Origin of the sequence: Streptomyces sp. NPDC012466 (genome assembly GCF_042955215.1) — a bacterium.
Lineage (GTDB): Bacteria > Actinomycetota > Actinomycetes > Streptomycetales > Streptomycetaceae > Streptomyces.
Map to the genome: position 1 here is coordinate 349403 of NZ_JBIBEQ010000006.1, position 16535 is coordinate 365937.

General features: G+C 72.8%; 15 protein-coding genes. 3 read left to right on the plus strand and 12 right to left on the minus strand.

Annotated elements, in window-relative coordinates:
- Positions 1-93: 93 nt before the first annotated feature.
- The gene (locus ACFY9E_RS23655; protein ID WP_390987621.1) at positions 94-600 is read left to right on the plus strand and encodes a diadenosine tetraphosphate hydrolase; all 507 of its coding nucleotides are present in this window, start codon (positions 94-96) and stop codon (positions 598-600) included.
- Between the two features lie 18 nt (positions 601-618).
- Here ACFY9E_RS23655 and ACFY9E_RS23660 read toward each other — a convergent pair whose 3' ends face one another.
- The gene (locus ACFY9E_RS23660; protein ID WP_390987282.1) at positions 619-1719 is read right to left on the minus strand and encodes a citrate synthase; all 1101 of its coding nucleotides are present in this window, start codon (positions 1717-1719) and stop codon (positions 619-621) included.
- 285 nt (positions 1720-2004) lie between these two features.
- On the opposite strand from ACFY9E_RS23660, the gene pdxH reads away from it, so the two are divergent.
- Positions 2005-2673, plus strand: coding sequence for a pyridoxamine 5'-phosphate oxidase (gene pdxH / locus ACFY9E_RS23665; RefSeq protein WP_390987284.1), 669 nt, complete (start codon positions 2005-2007; stop codon positions 2671-2673).
- 3 nt (positions 2674-2676) lie between these two features.
- Here pdxH and ACFY9E_RS23670 read toward each other — a convergent pair whose 3' ends face one another.
- From ACFY9E_RS23670 to ACFY9E_RS23710, 9 genes are all read right to left on the minus strand, one after another.
- A complete protein-coding gene (locus ACFY9E_RS23670; RefSeq protein ID WP_390987285.1) occupies positions 2677-3234 on the minus strand; it encodes a hypothetical protein in 558 nt (185 codons plus the stop codon).
- Between the two features lie 2 nt (positions 3235-3236).
- Positions 3237-3848, minus strand: coding sequence for a TetR family transcriptional regulator (locus tag ACFY9E_RS23675; RefSeq protein ID WP_390987287.1), 612 nt, complete (start codon positions 3846-3848; stop codon positions 3237-3239).
- Complete coding sequence (locus ACFY9E_RS23680) at positions 3836-4570, minus strand: enoyl-CoA hydratase family protein (RefSeq protein ID WP_390987288.1); 735 nt, start codon at positions 4568-4570, stop codon at positions 3836-3838. Before ACFY9E_RS23680 ends, ACFY9E_RS23675 begins: the two co-directional genes overlap by 13 nt.
- Positions 4561-6135, minus strand: coding sequence for an AMP-binding protein (locus ACFY9E_RS23685; RefSeq protein WP_390987290.1), 1575 nt, complete (start codon positions 6133-6135; stop codon positions 4561-4563). The genes ACFY9E_RS23680 and ACFY9E_RS23685 overlap by 10 nt, the downstream gene beginning before the upstream one ends.
- A gap of 29 nt (positions 6136-6164) precedes the next feature.
- Positions 6165-7292 carry an acyl-CoA dehydrogenase family protein gene (locus tag ACFY9E_RS23690; protein WP_390987291.1) on the minus strand — a complete coding sequence of 376 codons (1128 nt, stop codon included), beginning with the start codon at positions 7290-7292 and terminating at the stop codon, positions 6165-6167.
- Positions 7293-7372: 80 nt separating this feature from the next.
- Complete coding sequence (locus ACFY9E_RS23695) at positions 7373-9217, minus strand: biotin carboxylase N-terminal domain-containing protein (protein WP_390987292.1); 1845 nt, start codon at positions 9215-9217, stop codon at positions 7373-7375.
- An 8-nt stretch (positions 9218-9225) separates the two neighbouring features.
- On the minus strand, positions 9226-10824 hold the full coding sequence (locus tag ACFY9E_RS23700) for a carboxyl transferase domain-containing protein (RefSeq protein WP_390987294.1): 1599 nt from the start codon (positions 10822-10824) through the stop codon (positions 9226-9228).
- A complete protein-coding gene (locus ACFY9E_RS23705; protein WP_390987295.1) occupies positions 10821-12491 on the minus strand; it encodes an acyclic terpene utilization AtuA family protein in 1671 nt (556 codons plus the stop codon). The genes ACFY9E_RS23700 and ACFY9E_RS23705 overlap by 4 nt, the downstream gene beginning before the upstream one ends.
- A 103-nt stretch (positions 12492-12594) precedes the next feature.
- Positions 12595-13389, minus strand: coding sequence for a TIGR03084 family metal-binding protein (locus ACFY9E_RS23710; protein ID WP_390987296.1), 795 nt, complete (start codon positions 13387-13389; stop codon positions 12595-12597).
- 373 nt (positions 13390-13762) lie between these two features.
- On the opposite strand from ACFY9E_RS23710, the gene ACFY9E_RS23715 reads away from it, so the two are divergent.
- Complete coding sequence (locus tag ACFY9E_RS23715; RefSeq protein ID WP_390987298.1) at positions 13763-14539, plus strand: hypothetical protein; 777 nt, start codon at positions 13763-13765, stop codon at positions 14537-14539.
- A gap of 39 nt (positions 14540-14578) precedes the next feature.
- On the opposite strand, the gene ACFY9E_RS23720 is transcribed toward ACFY9E_RS23715, so the two are convergent.
- Both ACFY9E_RS23720 and ACFY9E_RS23725 read right to left on the minus strand, forming a co-directional pair.
- Positions 14579-15181 (minus strand): DUF664 domain-containing protein, encoded by a 603-nt coding sequence (locus ACFY9E_RS23720; protein ID WP_390987300.1) that lies wholly within the window; start codon positions 15179-15181, stop codon positions 14579-14581.
- Positions 15182-15421: 240 nt separating this feature from the next.
- Complete coding sequence (locus ACFY9E_RS23725) at positions 15422-16381, minus strand: EamA family transporter (protein ID WP_390987302.1); 960 nt, start codon at positions 16379-16381, stop codon at positions 15422-15424.
- Between the last annotated feature and the right edge of the window lie 154 nt (positions 16382-16535).

Below are 16535 nucleotides of genomic sequence, written 5' to 3' on the forward strand. Positions count from 1 at the left end.
CCGCGAGTCGCCGGTACGTCCGGCCGGCTCCTCCTCCGGAGGAACCAGACTCGCGGGTCGCCTGCGTTTTTCTGCGGCTTTCCGGGGGCGATGGTGGTGGACGCGTGGCGCGACGATCGGATCGGCAGTGCCCTGCGGGGTGAGAACCCGGCCGTGATGCGGAGGCTGGAGGCCGGGTTCGCGGTCATCGGTGATGTGCAGTTCCTGCCCGGCTACTCGGTGTTGCTGACCGATGATCCGGCGGTGCGGCGGCTGTCCGAACTGCCGCGGAGCAGGCGGCTGGCGTTTCTGGACGGCATGGACCACCTGGGAGAGGCCGTCGAGCGGGCCTGCCGGCGGGTGGAGACGGGGTTCCGGCGGGTCAATCTGGAGATCCTCGGGAACACCGACGGGTTTCTGCACGCGCATGTGTGGCCGCGCTACGACTGGGAGCCCGAGGAGCTGGTGCGGCTGCCCGTGTGGCTGTATCCGCGGCGGATGTGGGGCGAGGAGCGGCACGCGCTCGGGGCCCGTCATGACCGGCTGCGGCAAGCCATCGGCGAGGAGCTGGATCGGCTCGCGGGACGGGACATGCCGACGGCCCCACCCGGAGCCGGGTGAGGCCGTGGGGGGACGCGGTCAGTGGGCGATGTCCTCGTAGCCCTCGATCTCGTGGGGGTTGCGGGTGCCCGGGCCCACGTAGCGGGCCGAGGGACGGACCAGGCGCCCCGTGCGCTTCTGCTCCAGGATGTGGGCGGACCAGCCGGCCGTGCGGGCGCAGGTGAACATGGACGTGAACATGTGCGCCGGGACCTCCGCGAAGTCCAGGACGATGGCCGCCCAGAACTCGACGTTCGTGGCGAGGACCCGGTCGGGACGGCGGGCGTGGAGCTCCGCGAGGGCCGCCTTCTCCAGGGCCTCGGCGACCTCGAAGCGGGGGGCTCCCAGCTCGCGGGCCGTGCGGCGCAGCACCCTGGCCCTCGGGTCCTCGGCGCGGTAGACGCGGTGGCCGAAGCCCATCAGGCGCTCACCCTTGTCCAGGGTCCGCTTGACGTAGGCCTCGGCGTCGCCCGTGCGCTCGATCTCCTCGATCATGTGCAGGACGCGGGAGGGGGCGCCGCCGTGCAGCGGGCCGGACATCGCGCCCACCGCACCGGAGAGCGCGGCCGCGACGTCCGCGCCGGTCGAGGCGATGACCCTCGCCGTGAACGTGGAGGCGTTCATGCCGTGCTCCGCGGCACTCGTCCAGTACGCGTCCACCGCCGCCACGTGCTTGGGGTCCGGCTCGCCCCGCCAGCGGATCATGAAGCGTTCGACGACGGACTGGGCCTTGTCGATCTCGCGCTGCGGAACCATCGGCAGGCCCTGGCCGCGCGCCGACTGGGCGACGTAGGACAGCGCCATGACGGCCGCGCGGGCCAGGTCCTCGCGGGCCTCCTCGGCATCGATGTCGAGGAGCGGTTTGAGGCCCCAGACGGGCGCCAGCATGGCCAGGGCGGACTGGACGTCCACGCGGATGTCACCGGAGTGCACGGGGATGGGGAACGGTTCGGCGGGCGGCAGACCGGGGTTGAAGGCGCCGTCGACGAGCAGGCCCCAGACGTTGCCGAACGAGACGTGGCCGACGAGGTCCTCGATGTCGACGCCCCGGTACCGGAGTGCGCCGCCCTCCTTATCCGGTTCGGCGATCTCCGTCTCGAACGCGATGACTCCCTCGAGCCCGGGTACGAAGTCGGACATCAGGCGGCTCCTCGTGATGTAAGTGACAGATGGTGTGATGTGGGGTGGAACGAACGAACCATGTGTCAGTCAGCTGGCGAAGCGGGCGGCCGTCCAGCGGATCCACGGTCGTCTGCGGCGACTCGCGGTCCCGGCCGGCTGCCCCTGTGATGCCCCGTACGGTCGGCGGTCACCCCACCGCAACGGCACGGAAACGATATCTCCGAGTGCCACCGTTGGGGAGGGTTCACGGCACTCAGTGCCATGCAGTGACGAAGGACACCGTCCATACGGCAAGATGACCGGGTGACCGACCGCGACGACGTCCCCTTCGATCTGGCCTCGATGCGCAAGCAGTACCGGGCGGAGGGGCTCTCCGAGACCGAGCTGGCCACCACCCCCGTCGAGCAGTTCGCGCGCTGGTTCAAACAGGCGGCGATGGACGGCGGGCTGTTCGAGCCGAACGCCATGATCGTCTCGACGGCCGACGCCGAGGGGCGTCCCAGCGCCCGTACGGTGCTGCTCAAGCACTTCGACGAACAGGGCTTCGTCTTCTACACGAACTACGACTCCCGCAAGGCCCGTGACCTGGCGGAGAACCCGTACGTCTCGCTGCTGTTCCCCTGGCACCCCATGGCCCGGCAGGTCATCGTGACCGGAGTCGCCCGGCGCACCGGCCGGGACGAGACGGCGGCGTACTTCCGCACCCGGCCGCACGGTTCGCAGCTGGGGGCGTGGGCCAGCACCCAGTCCTCGGTGATCCCCACCCGCGCCGACATCGACGGCGCCTACGCCGAGCTGGCGGCCCGCTACCCGGAGGGCGAGCAGGTACCCGTGCCCCCGCACTGGGGCGGCTTCCGGGTGGCCCCGCAGACGGTGGAGTTCTGGCAGGGCCGCGAGAACCGGCTGCACGACCGGCTGCGGTACGTGGAGCGGCCGGACGGCAGCTGGCGGGTGGAGCGGCTCAGTCCCTGAGACTCAGAGCTTTCCCCACACGTAGGCCGTGCGGTGGCCGTCGAGCAGTGCGGCCAGGCGCGCGCGGAAGTCCGCGGTGAGCTCGGGCCAGTTCCAGAACTCGAAGCCGAGGTGGCCGAAGGCCAGGGGGGACTCGTCCCAGGTCCAGTCCGGGACGGCGACGGGCGCCGTGCAGGCGGGGCAGGGGAAGGACGCGCTACCGGTCTCGTACCAGGTCTGCGTCGCGGTGCTGAAGCGGGGCCATGTGCCGTCGTCGAGTGGGGTGGCCGCCCGGCAACGGGGGCAGACGGCCGCCCCCGGCATGTCCGCGCCGCTGGTGAAGCCCGTACGACCCGTGTGGACGGCGAGACCGTCCCAGGGCTCATGGTCCCAGTCGTCGGTCACGGCCCGTTCCCAGTGGGGTCCCGGGGGATGGCCGAGTGGCTGTCCGAGGACGCAGTCCGTGCGGTCGGCGAGGACGACGCCCTCTGTCACGAGCCACTCGACGACCCGCTCCGCCAGGGGTTCGGCGTCGGCCGCGCCCGCGTCGAGGTCGACGATCGTCTGGAACCGGTCTCCCATGGTCAGCCCAGCGTCTCGTCCAGCAGCCCCGCCCACTGGGCCACCACCCGTTCCCGGCGGGCCGCGTCGTCCGTGAGGAGGTTGGCGAGGCCGAGGCCGCGGGCCATGTCGAGGAGGCCCTGGACCGTCTCGCGGACGCCGGGGACGGATTCGTCGGCGGCGAGGAGGTCGACGGCTATGCGGTGGGTTTCGCGGCCGACCCGGGATTCGAGCTCGGTGACGCGGGGCCGCAGCTGGTCCTCGTTGGAGGCGGCGACCCACAGGTGCAGGGCCGCGCGGAACAACGGCCCCGTGTAGAGGTCGACCAGGGCGGCGACGACGGCGTGGCGGTCTCCGGCCGCGCCCTCGGGGAACAGCGCGCGCAGGGCCGTGGAGCGTTCCTCGGCGACGTACTCGACGGCCGCCGTGAAGAGGTCCTCGCGGGTCGGGAAGTGGTGCTGGGCGGCGCCGCGGGAGACTCCGGCGCGTTCGGCGACGACGGAGACGGTGGAGCCTGCCCAGCCGTGTTCGGCCAGGCAGGACACGGCGGCTTCGAGGAGCCGCTGCCGGGTGGCCCGGCTGCGGTCCTGCTTGGGGACTCTCTCCGCACGGTCGACCGTGCTCACACCACCCATGCCGGATCCCGTCGTTCGAGGAAGGCCGTCATCCCCTCGCGGGCCTGCGGGGAGGAGAACAGCCGGGCCGAGAGCGCGGTCAGGTCGGCGGCGTCCCGGTCGAAGGCTTCCAGCACCCTAGCCGTGAGCAGCCGTTTCGTCTCGGCCAGGGCGTCGGGGCCGGACTTGCGCAGGCCTTCCAGGATGGGGTCCAGGGCCGTGTCGACATCGTCCGCGCAGGTGGTGAGCAGGCCGGTCGCCTTCGCTTCCACCGCGTCGAAACGCTCGCCGGTGAGGTAGTGGCGGGCGAGAGCGCGGGGGTCGGTGCGGGGCAGGAGCGGCAGGGAGATGACCGCGGGGGCGACCCCGATGCGGACCTCCGTGAAGGCGAAGGTGGCCTGCGTGGAGGCGGCGGCGATGTCACAGGCGGCCAGCAGGCCGAGGCCGCCCGCGCGGACGTGCCCGGTGACCCGGGCGACGACCGGCTTGGGCAGCTCGATGATCTGCCGCAGCAGGGCGACCAGCGCCTCCGGGGGCGGCGGGTCCTTGAGGTCGGCGCCCGCGCTGAAGGTGTTGCCGGTGTGGGTGAGGACGACGGCGCGCACGCCGGTGTCCTTGCCGGCGTCGGCGAGCGCGTCGGCCAGTTCACCGACCAGGGCCGCCGACAGGGCGTTGCGGTTGCGTGGTGAGTCCAGGGCCAGGGTCTCCACGGCACGCGCGCGGGTGCGGGTGATCAGCGACATGCGCTCTCCCTGAGCTGTCGGCGGAGGATCTTGCCGGAGGCCGCGCGGGGGACGCCGACGGTGAAGGTGACGTGGCGTATCCGCTTGTACGGGGCGACGCGTTCGGCGACGTACATCATGATCTCCGCCTCGGTGAGTTCGGCGGCGGACGGCTGGCGGACCACGAACGCGTGCGGGACCTCGTTGCCGTCGTCGTCGTACCTGCCGATGACGGCGGCGTCGGCGATGCCCGGGTGGGTGAGGAGCAGTGCCTCCAGTTCCGCGGGCGCCACCTGGAAGCCCTTGTACTTGATGAGTTCCTTGACGCGGTCGACGACGAACAGCCAGCCGTCCTCGTCGACGTGGCCGACGTCCCCGGTGTGCAGCCAGCCGTCGGGGTCGATCATCGCGGCGGTGGCGTCGGGGCGGCCGAGGTAGCCCTTCATGATCTGGGGGCCGCGGATGAGGATCTCGCCGGATGCGCCGGCGGGGAGGTCCTCGCCGGGGTCGTCGAGGGAGACGATGCGCATCTCGGTGCCGGCGATGAGCTTGCCGACGGTGCCGGGCGGGGCTTCGCCCATGGCGTCCAGGGGCACGACGTGCGTACCGGGTGACAGTTCCGTCATGCCGTACGCCTGGCCGACGGGCGGCAGACCGAGCCGCTCGGAACAGGCGGCGGCGAGACGCGCGTCCAGGGGTGCGGCGGCGCTGATGATGTACTTCAGGGACGACAGGTCGTACTGGGCGACGGCCGGGTGCTTGGCGAGGGCCAGGACGATCGGCGGGGCCACGTACAGCGCCGTGATGCGGTGGTTCTGGATGGCCGCGAGGAACTGCTCCAGGTCGAAGCGGGGCAGGACGACGACGGTGGCGCCCTGCCGCAGGGGCGCGTTCATCAGAGCGGTGAGCCCGTAGATGTGGAAGAAGGGCAGGACCGCCAGGACGCGTTCGCCCGGGCCCGCGGGGATCGCCGGGTTCAGCTGGGCGAGGTTGGTGGCGATCTGCCGGTGCGTGAGCATCACGCCCTTGGGGATGCCGGTGGTCCCGGAGGAGTACGGCAGGGCCGCGACGTCCTCGGCGGGGTCGATGGCGACCTGCGGTTCGGGGGCCGTGGAGGCCGGCAGGTCGATCAGGGAGCGGTGGCCCCTCGCGCTGTCGCACACGAAGATCTCGCGTACGCCGCCCGCGATCTCGGCGGCCCGGCGGGCGACGTCCAGCAGCGGTGAGACGGTGACGATCCAGCGGGCCGCCGAGTCCCGCAGCTGTTTCGCGAACTCGTCGGCGGTGGCGAGCGGGTGCACGGTGGTGACGGTGGCACCCGCGCGCGTGGCCGCGTAGAAGGCGGTCGGGAAGGCGATGGTGTTGGGGCTGTGCAGGGCGAGGACGTCGCCCTTGCGGACCCCGGCCTCGGCCAGGGCGGTGGCGGCGCGCCGGTGGAACCGGTCCACCTGCTCGTACGAGAGGGTGGTGCCGTCCGTGCCGTCGATCAGCGCCGGGGTGTCGCCGAACTCGGCGGCCCGGGCCAGGACCGCTTCGTGGATGGGCAGTTCGACGGGCGGGACGTCTGCGTACTCGCTGCGGAACATGACTGGTTCCTCCTCGCGCGCGGGCCGTCTCAGTACGACTTGGGCAGGCCGAGAGTCTGGTGGGAGACGTAGTTGAGAATCATCTCCCGGCTCACCGGCGCGATACGAGCCACGCGTGCGGCCGTTATCAGCGAGGCGAGGCCGAACTCGCGTGTGAGGCCGTTGCCGCCGAGGGTGTGCACGGCCTGGTCGACCGCCTTCACGCACGCCTCCCCGGCCGCGTACTTGGCCATGTTGGCGGCCTCTCCGGCGCCCATGTCGTCGCCCGCGTCGTAGAGGGCGGCGGCCTTCTGCATCATCAGGCGGGCGAGTTCGAGGTCGATGTGCGCCTGGGCCAGCGGATGGGCGATGGCCTGGTGGGCGCCGATGGGGGTGTTCCAGACGGTGCGGTCGCGGGCGTACGCGACGGCCTTCGCGAGGGCGTGGCGGCCCATGCCGATCGCGAAGGCCGCCGTCATGACGCGTTCGGGGTTGAGGCCGGCGAAGAGCTGGAGGAGCCCCGCGTCCTCGTCGCCGACCAGGGCGTCGGCGGGCAGCCGTACGTCGTCCAGGAACAGCTCGAACTGCTTCTCCGCGGCGTTGAGTTCCATGTCGATGGCGCGGCGGGTGAAGCCGGGGGTGTCGCGCGGGACGATGAAGAGGCAGGGCTTGAGACGGCCGGTCCGGGCGTCCTCGGTGCGGCCGACGACGAGGGTCGCGTCCGCGATGTCGACGCCGGAGATGAAGACCTTGCGGCCGGTGAGGATCCAGCCTCCGGTGTCCTGGTCGCGGCGGGCGGTGGTGGTGATGCGGTGGCTGTTGGAGCCGGCGTCGGGTTCGGTGATGCCGAAGGCCATGAGGCGGGTGCCGTCGGCGAGGCCGGGGAGCCACTGTTGTTTCTGGGCGGCCGTGCCGAAGCGGGATATCACCGTGCCGCAGATGGCGGGGGACACCACCATCATCAGGAGCGGGCAGCCTGCGGCGCCGAGCTCTTCGAGGACGATGGAGAGTTCCGAGATGCCTCCGCCTCCGCCTCCGTACTCCTCCGGGAGGTTGACGCCTGTGTAACCCAGTTCGGCGGCTTCCGACCAGAGTTGTGCGGTGTCGCCTCCCCGGCCGTGGCGTGTGCCGAGTGCGGCGACGGCGTCTCGTAGGGCTTTGTGGTCTTCGGTGGCCATGGGGGTCCTTTCGCGTGTGGGCTCGTCGTGGCTTGTCGCGCTCACGCGGCGGAGCCGCATGTCAATACAGCCCCGCGCCCCTACGAGGTCTCCGTCACCACGGCCAGGAGCGCGCCCGGCTCCACCTGTCGTCCGGGTGCGACGCACAGCTCGGTCAGCGTTCCCGTGACCGGGGCGGTGATCTTGTGCTGCATCTTCATCGCCTCCAGCCAGAGCAGGGGCTCACCCGCCTTCACCGGTGTTCCCGCCGTGAGACCGTCGGCGACACGGACGACCGTGCCCGGCATGGGGGCCAGGAGGGAGCCCGGGGCGTGCTGGGCCGTGGGGTCGGGGAAGCGGGGCAGGGCGGTCAGGGCCGTGGTGTTGACGTAGACCCGGTCGCGGTAGCGGGTGACCTCGTACTTCCGCCGCACCCCGGCCACTTCGAGGACCACGAGGTGCGCGTCGGCGTGTACGACCCGCACCCCGTCCGCCTCCAGGCCCTGCCTCGTGTGCCGGTAGCGGGCCTCGTGCTCCTCGCCCGCCATCAGGTACCGCTTGGTCTGCGGTTGTGCGGGGATGTTGCGCCAGCCGCCGAAGCGGGAGCGGCCGTGGGCGTCGGCGAGGGCGGCGGCCAGGGGGGCGAGCGGGTCGGGGGACGGCTCGGTCAGATCGGGCAGGTGGCGGTCGTAGAAGCCGGTGTCCATGCGGCCCGCGGTGAACTCGGGGTGGCGCAGCGAGCGGACCAGGAGGTCGCGGTTGGTGAGGGGGCCGTGGATCACCGCGCGTTCCAGGGCGGCGGCGAGCCTGCGCACGGCTTCCGTGCGGGTGGGGGCGTGCGCCACGACCTTGGCGAGCATGGGGTCGTAGTGGACGCCGATCTCGTCGCCGTCCGTGTACCCCGTGTCCAGGCGGACCGGTCCGGGGACGAAGAGGCGGTGCAGGGTGCCGGTCTGCGGGGACCAGTCGCGGGAGGGGTCCTCGGCGTACAGGCGGGCCTCCACGGCGTGGCCCCGCGCGCGGGGAGGGTCGGTGCCGAGGGGGTGGCCCTCGGCGATCCGGATCTGCTCCGCCACCAGGTCGACGCCGAACACGGCCTCCGTGACGGGGTGTTCGACCTGGAGGCGGGTGTTCATCTCCAGAAAGTGCGCCCTGCCGTCGGCGACGAGGAACTCGACCGTTCCGGCGCCCACGTAGTCGACGGCCCGGGCGGCCCGTACGGCGAGGGCGCACAGCTCGTCCTCCAGCGCGCCGGAGAGGCCGGGCGCCGGGGCCTCCTCGATCACCTTCTGGTGGCGGCGCTGGAGGGAGCAGTCGCGGGTGCCGAGGGCCCGGACGGTGCCGTGGGTGTCGGCGAGGATCTGCACCTCGACATGGCGGCCGTTCTCCACGTACGGCTCGGCGAAGACCTCGCCGTCGCCGAAGGCGCTGGCGGCCTCGGCCCGTGCGGCGGCCAGTTCGGCCTCCAGGTCCGCCATGTGCCGTACGACGCGCATGCCGCGGCCGCCGCCGCCCGCCGCCGCCTTCACCAGCACCGGCAGGTCGGCCTCGGTGACCTCGGTGAGGGGCTCGATGCCCATGAGCTGCTTGGCGCGGGTCTTGGACGCCATCGCCTCGACGGCCTGCGGGGGCGGGCCGATCCAGCGCAGGCCCGCGGCCAGCACGGCCCGGGCGAAATCGGCGTTCTCGGAGAGGAAGCCGTAGCCGGGGTGCACGGCGTCCGCGCCGGCCGCGACGGCGGCCTCCACGATCAGGTCGCCGCGCAGATAGGTGTCGGCGGGCGCCTCCCCCGGCAGTCGTACGCTCGCGTCGGCCACGCGCGTGTGGAGGGCGTTCGCATCGGCGTCCGAGTGCACGGCGACGGTACGGATGCCCAGGTCACGGCAGGTGCGGAAGACGCGGCAGGCGATCTCGCCCCGGTTGGCCACCAGCACGGTGGAAATCATCTGCTGCCTCACATCCGGAAGACGCCGAAGCCACCGCGCGCACCCTCGTAGGGGGCGGTGTGGATCGCGGACAGACACAGGCCGAGGACGGTGCGGGTGTCACGCGGGTCGATGACACCGTCGTCGTAGAGCCGCCCGGACAGGAACATCGGCAGCGACTCGGACTCGATCTGCTGCTCCACCATGGCGCGCAGCGCGGCGTCCGCCTCGTCGTCGTAGGGCTGCCCCTTGGCGGCGGCGGACTGGCGGGCGACGATCGACAGCACGCCGGCGAGCTGCTGCGGGCCCATGACGGCCGACTTGGCGCTGGGCCAGGCGAAGAGGAAGCGGGGATCGTAGGCCCGGCCGCACATGCCGTAGTGCCCGGCGCCGTAGGAGGCGCCCATGAGGACCGAGAGGTGGGGGACGCGGCTGTTGCTCACCGCGTTGATCATCATCGCCCCGTGTTTGATGATGCCGCCCTGCTCGTACTCCTTGCCGACCATGTAGCCGGTGGTGTTGTGCAGGAACAGCAGGGGGATGTCGCGCTGGTTGGCGAGCTGGATGAACTGGGCGGCCTTCTGCGACTCCTCGCTGAACAGCACCCCCCGGGCGTTCGCGAGGATGCCGACCGGATAGCCGTGCAGGGCGGCCCAGCCGGTGGTCAGGCTCGTCCCGTACAGCGGCTTGAACTCGTCGAAGTCGGAGGCGTCGACGATGCGGGCGATGACCTCGCGCGGGTCGAAGGGGCTCTTCAGGTCGCCGGGGACGATGCCCAGCAGCTCCTCCGCGTCGTACTCGGGCGGCTCGGCGGGCCCTGGATCCTCGTACGCCTTGCGGTGGTTGAGGCGGGCGACCACACGCCGGACCTGCCGCAGCGCGTCCGGCTCGTCGACGGCGAAGTAGTCGGCGAGGCCCGACACCCGCGCGTGCATCCCGGCGCCGCCCAGGGACTCGTCGTCGCTCTCCTCCCCGGTCGCCATCTTCACCAGCGGCGGACCGCCGAGGAACACCTTCGCCCGCTCCTTGACCATGATCACGTGGTCGGACATGCCGGGGATGTAGGCGCCGCCGGCGGTGGAGTTGCCGAAGACGACCGCGACGGTCGGGATCCCGGCGGCGGACAGCCGGGTGAGGTCCCGGAAGATGGCGCCACCGGGGATGAAGATCTCCTTCTGGGACGGCAGATCGGCGCCGCCGGACTCGACCAGGCTGATGCAGGGCAGCCGGTTGGCCAGCGCGATGTCGTTGGCGCGCAGGGCCTTCTTCAGCGACCAGGGGTTGCTCGCTCCGCCGCGCACGGTCGGGTCGTTGGCGGTGATCAGGCACTCCACGCCCTCGACGACGCCGATGCCGGTGACCAGGGACGCGCCGACGGTGTGGTCGCTGCCCCAGGCGGCCAGCGGCGACAGCTCCAGGAACGGCGTGTCGGGGTCGAGGAGCAGCTCGATGCGCTCGCGGGCGAGGAGCTTGCCGCGCCCCCGGTGCCGGGCGACGTACTTCTCGCCCCCGCCGGCGAGGGCCTTGGCGTGTTCGGCGTCGAGTGCGGCGAGCTTGGCGAGCATCGCCTCGCGGTTGGCCCGGTACTCGGGGCCGGCGGGGTCGAGCGCGGAGGTCAGGACGGTCACAGCAGGGCCTCCGGTATCTCCAGGTGGCGGGAGCGCAGCCATTCGCCGAGGGCCTTGGCCTGCGGGTCGAAGCGGTGCTGGGCGGCGACGCCGGCGCCGAGGATGCCCTCGACGACGAAGTTGAGGGCGCGCAGGTTCGGCAGCGCGTGCCGTGCGACGGCCAGTTCGCGGCTCTCGGGGATCAGCTCCCGGAACCGGTCGACGGTCAGCTCGTGCGCGAGCCACCGCCAGGCGTCGTCCGTGCGCGCCCACACCCCGACGTTGGCGTTGCCGCCCTTGTCCCCGCTGCGGGCGCCCGCGACGAGGCCGAGGGGGGCGCGCCGGGTGGGCCCGGGCGTCGGCGGCTCGGGCAGGGGCGGCTCGGGCACGTCGTCGAGGGCGGCCGTGTCGTGGGCCGGTGGCACGGGGATCCGGCGCCCGTCGTGGAGGACCGCCACATGGCCGACGGTCTCCTGGGGGACGTACACCGCCTCGAAGACCCCGTAGGGCGAGCCCTTTCCGGGTGGGGCCGGCACGTGGAAGCCGGGGTAACTGGCCAGCGCCAGCTCCACGGCCGCCCCGCTCAGCGCCCGCCCGACGGCGTCCTGGTCCGGGTCCCGCACGACGAGCCGCAGCAGCGCGCTCGCGGTCTCCTCGCTCGGGGCGTCGGGGCGGTCGGTGCGGGCCAGCTCCCAGCGCACGTCGGCGGCCTTGCCGAGGGCCGGTTCCATCTGGTCCCGCACCAGGGCGGCCTTGGCCTCGACGTCGAGGCCGGTGAGCACGAAGACGACCTCGTTGCGGAAGCCGCCGAGCTGGGTGAGCCCGACCTTGAGGGTGGGCGGCGGTGCCTCCCCGCGCACGCCCTCGATCCGCACCCGGTCCGTGCCGTCCTGGCTCAGCCGTACGGTGTCCAGCCGGGCGGTGACGTCCGGCCCCGCGTACCGGGCACCGGCCGTCTCGTACAGCAGTTGTGCGGTGACCGTGCCGACGTCGACGAAGCCACCGGTGCCGGGGTGCTTGGTGACGACGCAGCCGCCGTCCTCGTGCAGTTCGGCGAGCGGGAACCCGGGGCGGCGGACGTCACCGTCCCGGAAGAAGGCGTAGTTGCCACCGGTGGCCTGCGTCCCGCACTCCAGGACGTGCCCGGCGACGACGGCTCCCGCGAGCCGGTCGTGGTCCGCCGGTGCCCAGCCGAAGTGGGCGGCGGCGGGCCCGGTGACCAGGGCCGCGTCCGTCACGCGCCCGGTGACCACGATGTCGGCGCCCTCGCGCAGACAGGCCGCGATGCCGAAGCCGCCGAGGTAGGCGTGGGCGGCGAGGCTCCCCGGGTGCGCGACGGTGAGGTCGTCGCCCTCGACATGGGCGACGCGCACGGGGATGCCGAGCCGGTCCGCCAACGCCCGTACGGCGTCGGCGAGTCCGGCCGGGTTGAGCCCGCCGGCGTTGGTGACGATCCGGACGCCCCGTTCGTGCGCGAGACCGAGGCAGTCCTCCAACTGCCGCAGGAACGTACGGGCGTATCCGGCGGCGGGGTCCTTGAGGCGGTCCCGGCCGAGGATGAGCATGGTCAGCTCGGCGAGGTAGTCGCCGGTGAGGACGTCGAGTTCGCCGCCGGTGAGCATCTCGCGCATCGCGTCGAAGCGGTCGCCGTAGAAACCCGAGGCGTTGCCTATGCGCAGGGTCGTCACGAGGCCGCCTCCCTGCCGCCGCGCTCGGGCGTCACGCACGGGGCCTCCTCGCCGCCGCGCTCGGGCGTCACAAGCCGGGCCTCCTCGCCGCCGCGCTCGGGCGTCACGCGCCGGCCTCCTTCGGTGGGCGTCCGCTTCCCGGCGGTCCCGCGAAGGCCTGCGCGATGTCCAGCCAGCGGTCGGCGTCGGGGCCGTCGGCCCGCAGGGCGAGGTCGGTGCGGTGGGCGCGCTGGGTGACCAGGAGACAGAAGTCGAGGGCGGGTCCGGTGACGCGCTGCGGGGCGTCCTCGGGGCCGTACGTCCACAGGTCGCCGGAGGGTGCGCGGAGTTCGACGCGGAAGGGGCCCGCGGGCGGGGTCAGGCCGTGCACGCCGTAGGCGAAGTCCCGGGTCCGCACCCCGAGCCAGGCCACATGCCGCAGCCGGTCCGTGGGTGGGCGCACCACACCCAGGGCGTCGGCCACGTCCCGCCCATGGGCCCAGGTCTCCATCAGGCGGGCCGTCGCCATGGAGGCTGCCGACATGGGCGGGCCGTACCAGGGGAAGCGCGCCTTGGGCGGGGACGCCCGGAGCTCCGTCTCCAGTGCCGCACGGCCGTCACGCCACCGCGCGAGCAGTTCGGCGGGCGGGAGCGCGACGCCCTCCTCGGCCCCCTCGTCGACGAACGAGCCCGGCGCGGCGAGGGCCTTCTCGACCAGCGCGTGGAAGCCGTCGGCGTCCGTGACGGCGAGCAGGGCCGAGCGGTCCGTCCAGGCGAGGTGGGCGATCTGGTGGGCCACGGTCCAGCCGGGTGCGGGCGTCGCGAGCGACCAGCGCCGCGGGGGCAACCCGGCGACGAGGCGGTCGAGTTCCTCGCTCTCCTCGCGCAGATCGTCGATCACGGATGTCTGATCGGACACGGGGCGCTCCCCTCGGGGCACGTCGGTGTGCGGGGTGGTGCGGCGTGCTGAGGAGCATGGCAGCGGCACCAAAAACAATCAAGCGTGCTTGCATGAAATGCTCGCGGTGGCCGGAAGCGTGCTCTTGGGCGGCGCGATCAATACACTCGGGGCCGCGCGCTCGTTCCATCGGTCACGCATCGGGGGAGACACAAGGATGAGCACTTGGAATCCGGGCGGGCAGCCGCCGTACGACCCGAACGGTCCGCGGCCGTACCCGCCCCAGCCAGGGCCCTACCCGCCCTCCCCCGGACCGTACGCGCCGCCGGGGGGTGGCCATCCGCCGCAGGTGCCGCCCGGCGGCGGTCACCCGCCCCAGGTGCCCCACCCCTACATGCCCCACCCGGTACCCCCGCCGCCCCCCGGCCCGGTCGCGCGGCTGCGGCGGAGGATCGGCCCCATCCACACCGCGCGCCGGGTGTTCAGGCCGTCCCGGCCGGACCTCGTCGAGGACGCCTTCGTCTCCCGCATGCAGAGGATCCGCACGCTCGTGGGACTCGCCGCGGTGGTGTGGGTGTCGGTGAGCTACAAGGTCAGCAACTCCCTGCGGGACGCCGCCGACGACCGCATCGACCAGTCGTGGAACAGCGTGCTGGTGCTGTCCGTGACGTTCCCGGTGGTCGTGGGCGTCCTGCTGGCCCTGACCGCCCCCTCGGCCCGTCGGGATCTGCTGCGCCGGGCCGCGAAGCCGTTCGGGGCGATGGTGGCCCTGATCGCCGCGGTCTTCGTGTTCCCCCTGATGGTGCTCACCGGCTTCGTCGACGGCCGGTTCGCCACCGACCCGACGATGACCGTGGTCACCTGGGTGCTCGTCGCGCTCGTCCTCGTGTGGGTGCTGCCGTTCATCGTCTGGGGCGTCGGCCTGGCGCTGCTGCACGTGTTCCGCACGGCCGACATCCACCAGGCCATGCCGCCGCTGCTCGCCATGACGCTGGTGTGGGAGATGACGCTGATCGACCTGTTCACCGGGGCGTACGCCGGTCTGCCGGGGCCGGTGCGGGCGGTGTTCATGCTCGGAGCGCCGCTGTCGGTGACGGTGGTGGGGCTGTGGGAACTGCGCCGGCTGCGGGCGCATTACGGGATCTCGGTGCGCGGGATGCTGGTCCGTTAGCGCCGGCCGCCGCCCCGGGCCGGACCCGTCGCGGTGGGCTCAGACATTCCCGCCCGCTTCGCGCGCCGCTCCCTCCAGCCGGTGCCGATGGGCCTCCCACATGGCCCGGTCGCCCGGGGGAATGCTGTCCTTGCCCGGCGTCAGGCCGACCGACCCGTCGATGAGCTCGCGCACGATGTCGGCGTGCCCGGCGTGACGGCTCGTGTCGGCGATCACCCGCACCAGGATGTGGTGCAGCGTGGTCTCGCGCCGCTCCTCGGGCCACCAGGGGACACGACCGACCGCGTCCAGCGGCAGCGCCCCGATGGTGCCGTCCGCGTGCTCCCACGCCCTGCGGTACAGCCCCGCGATGTCCTCGCGCGACTCGTCCGGCGTGGCCCACATGTCGGCGTTGGGTTCGGCGTCCCGCGTGTACCACCAGGGGGGTGGGTTCTCGTCGAAGAACGGCCGGCCGAAGGTGTCGCCGAAGTACCCCAGCTCCACACCGGCGGTGTGCTTGACCAGCCCCAGCAGGTTGGTGCCGGTCGGTGTGAGAGGGCGGCGGATGTCGTACTCCGAGAGCCCGTCGAGCTTCCACAGCAGGGCGTCACGCGCCTCTTGCAGATAGCGCAGGAGGTCGGCCTTGGGGTCCGGTGCGGTCATGCGGGCAGTCTCGCACCCGGCACTGACAACCGGGCCGTGCCGGAACGGCGGTTGCCCGCCTCCGGGGACGGCCGAGGTCGGGGCCGGTCGACATCGGGGGCCGGTCGGCCTCGGGGGCCGGACGACATCCGGGGCCGGACGACATCGGGGACTGGACAGCCTCGGAGGCCGGTCAGCCTCGGGGGCCGGTCGATCTCGGAGGCCGGACAGCCTCGGAGGCCGGACAGCCTCGGAGGCCGGTCAGCCCTCCAGCGCCGTGCCCTCCAGCGCCGCCGTCTTCTTGCGGCCGCGGCCCACCTGGGTGCGCACCGCTCCCATGCTCGCCGCGACGACGAGGGCGATCGCGGCGGCCTCGGCGGCGCTGAGGGCCTGGTCGAGGATGAGGAAGCCGGCCGTCGCGGCGATGGCCGGTTCGAGGCTCATCAGGATCGCGAAGGTGGAGGCGGGCAGGCGGCGCAGGGCGAGGAGTTCGAGGGTGTAGGGCAGGACCGAGGAGAGCAGCGCGACCGCCGCGCCGAGGCCCAGCGTCACCGGGTCGAGCAGCTTCGTCCCCGACTCGGCGATGCCCAGCGGCAGGAACAGCACCGCCCCCACCGCCATCGCCAGGGCCAGTCCGTCCGCCTGCGGGAAGCGGCGGCCCGTACGGGAGCTGAAGACGATGTAGGCCGCCCACATGGCGCCGGCCCCCAGGGCGAAGGCCGTTCCGGTGGGGTCGAGGCCGCTGAAGCCTCCCCCGCCCAGCAGGAAGACACCGGCGAGGGCGAGCGCCGCCCAGACGACGTTGATCGCACGGCGGGACGCGAAGACCGAGAGGGCGAGCGGGCCGAGGACCTCCAGGGTGACCGCGGGGCCCAGCGGGATGCGGGCGAGGGCCTGGTAGAAGAGGCCGTTCATGGCGGCCATGGTGATGCCGAAGACGACGACCGTGCCCCAGTCGGCGCGGGAGTGGCCCCGCAGCCGGGGACGGCAGACCAGCAGGAGGACGACGGCAGCCACCAGCAGGCGCAGCGCCACCACTCCCAGGGCGCCCGTCCTGGGCATCAGGGTCACCGCCAGCGCGCCTCCGAACTGCACGGAGATGCCGCCCGCGAGCACCAGGCCCACGGGCCCGAGGGAGCCGAGCCGGCCCGGGCCGGTGCCCGGCGCGGTGGCGGCGGTGGTCGCGGACGCGGGGGAGGCGGTGGTGTCCGGCGTGGTCACGGGCGGGTCCTGTGCTCGGGGGTCGGTATCCGGGTGCTGCGCGTGTGCGGTGCGTACACCCGGATGCACTCAACGTACAGCCCGATGCACTGCACAGTCCAGGGTAATGGACTCCGTCAGGTGCGTGAACCCTTTTTGCCTCTGTCTCGGGCTG

Coding starts and splice junctions, on each gene's coding strand:
- ACFY9E_RS23720 (WP_390987300.1), bottom strand. CDS start 15,181: ATGACCGCACCGGACCCCAAGGCCGACCTCCTGCGCTATCTGCAAGAG.
- ACFY9E_RS23685 (WP_390987290.1), bottom strand. CDS start 6,135: ATGTTCCGCAGCGAGTACGCAGACGTCCCGCCCGTCGAACTGCCCATC.
- ACFY9E_RS23680 (WP_390987288.1), bottom strand. CDS start 4,570: ATGTCGCTGATCACCCGCACCCGCGCGCGTGCCGTGGAGACCCTGGCC.
- ACFY9E_RS23675 (WP_390987287.1), bottom strand. CDS start 3,848: ATGGGTGGTGTGAGCACGGTCGACCGTGCGGAGAGAGTCCCCAAGCAG.
- ACFY9E_RS23715 (WP_390987298.1), top strand. CDS start 13,763: ATGCCCCACCCGGTACCCCCGCCGCCCCCCGGCCCGGTCGCGCGGCTG.
- ACFY9E_RS23690 (WP_390987291.1), bottom strand. CDS start 7,292: ATGGCCACCGAAGACCACAAAGCCCTACGAGACGCCGTCGCCGCACTC.
- ACFY9E_RS23670 (WP_390987285.1), bottom strand. CDS start 3,234: ATGGGAGACCGGTTCCAGACGATCGTCGACCTCGACGCGGGCGCGGCC.
- ACFY9E_RS23695 (WP_390987292.1), bottom strand. CDS start 9,217: ATGATTTCCACCGTGCTGGTGGCCAACCGGGGCGAGATCGCCTGCCGC.
- ACFY9E_RS23660 (WP_390987282.1), bottom strand. CDS start 1,719: ATGTCCGACTTCGTACCCGGGCTCGAGGGAGTCATCGCGTTCGAGACG.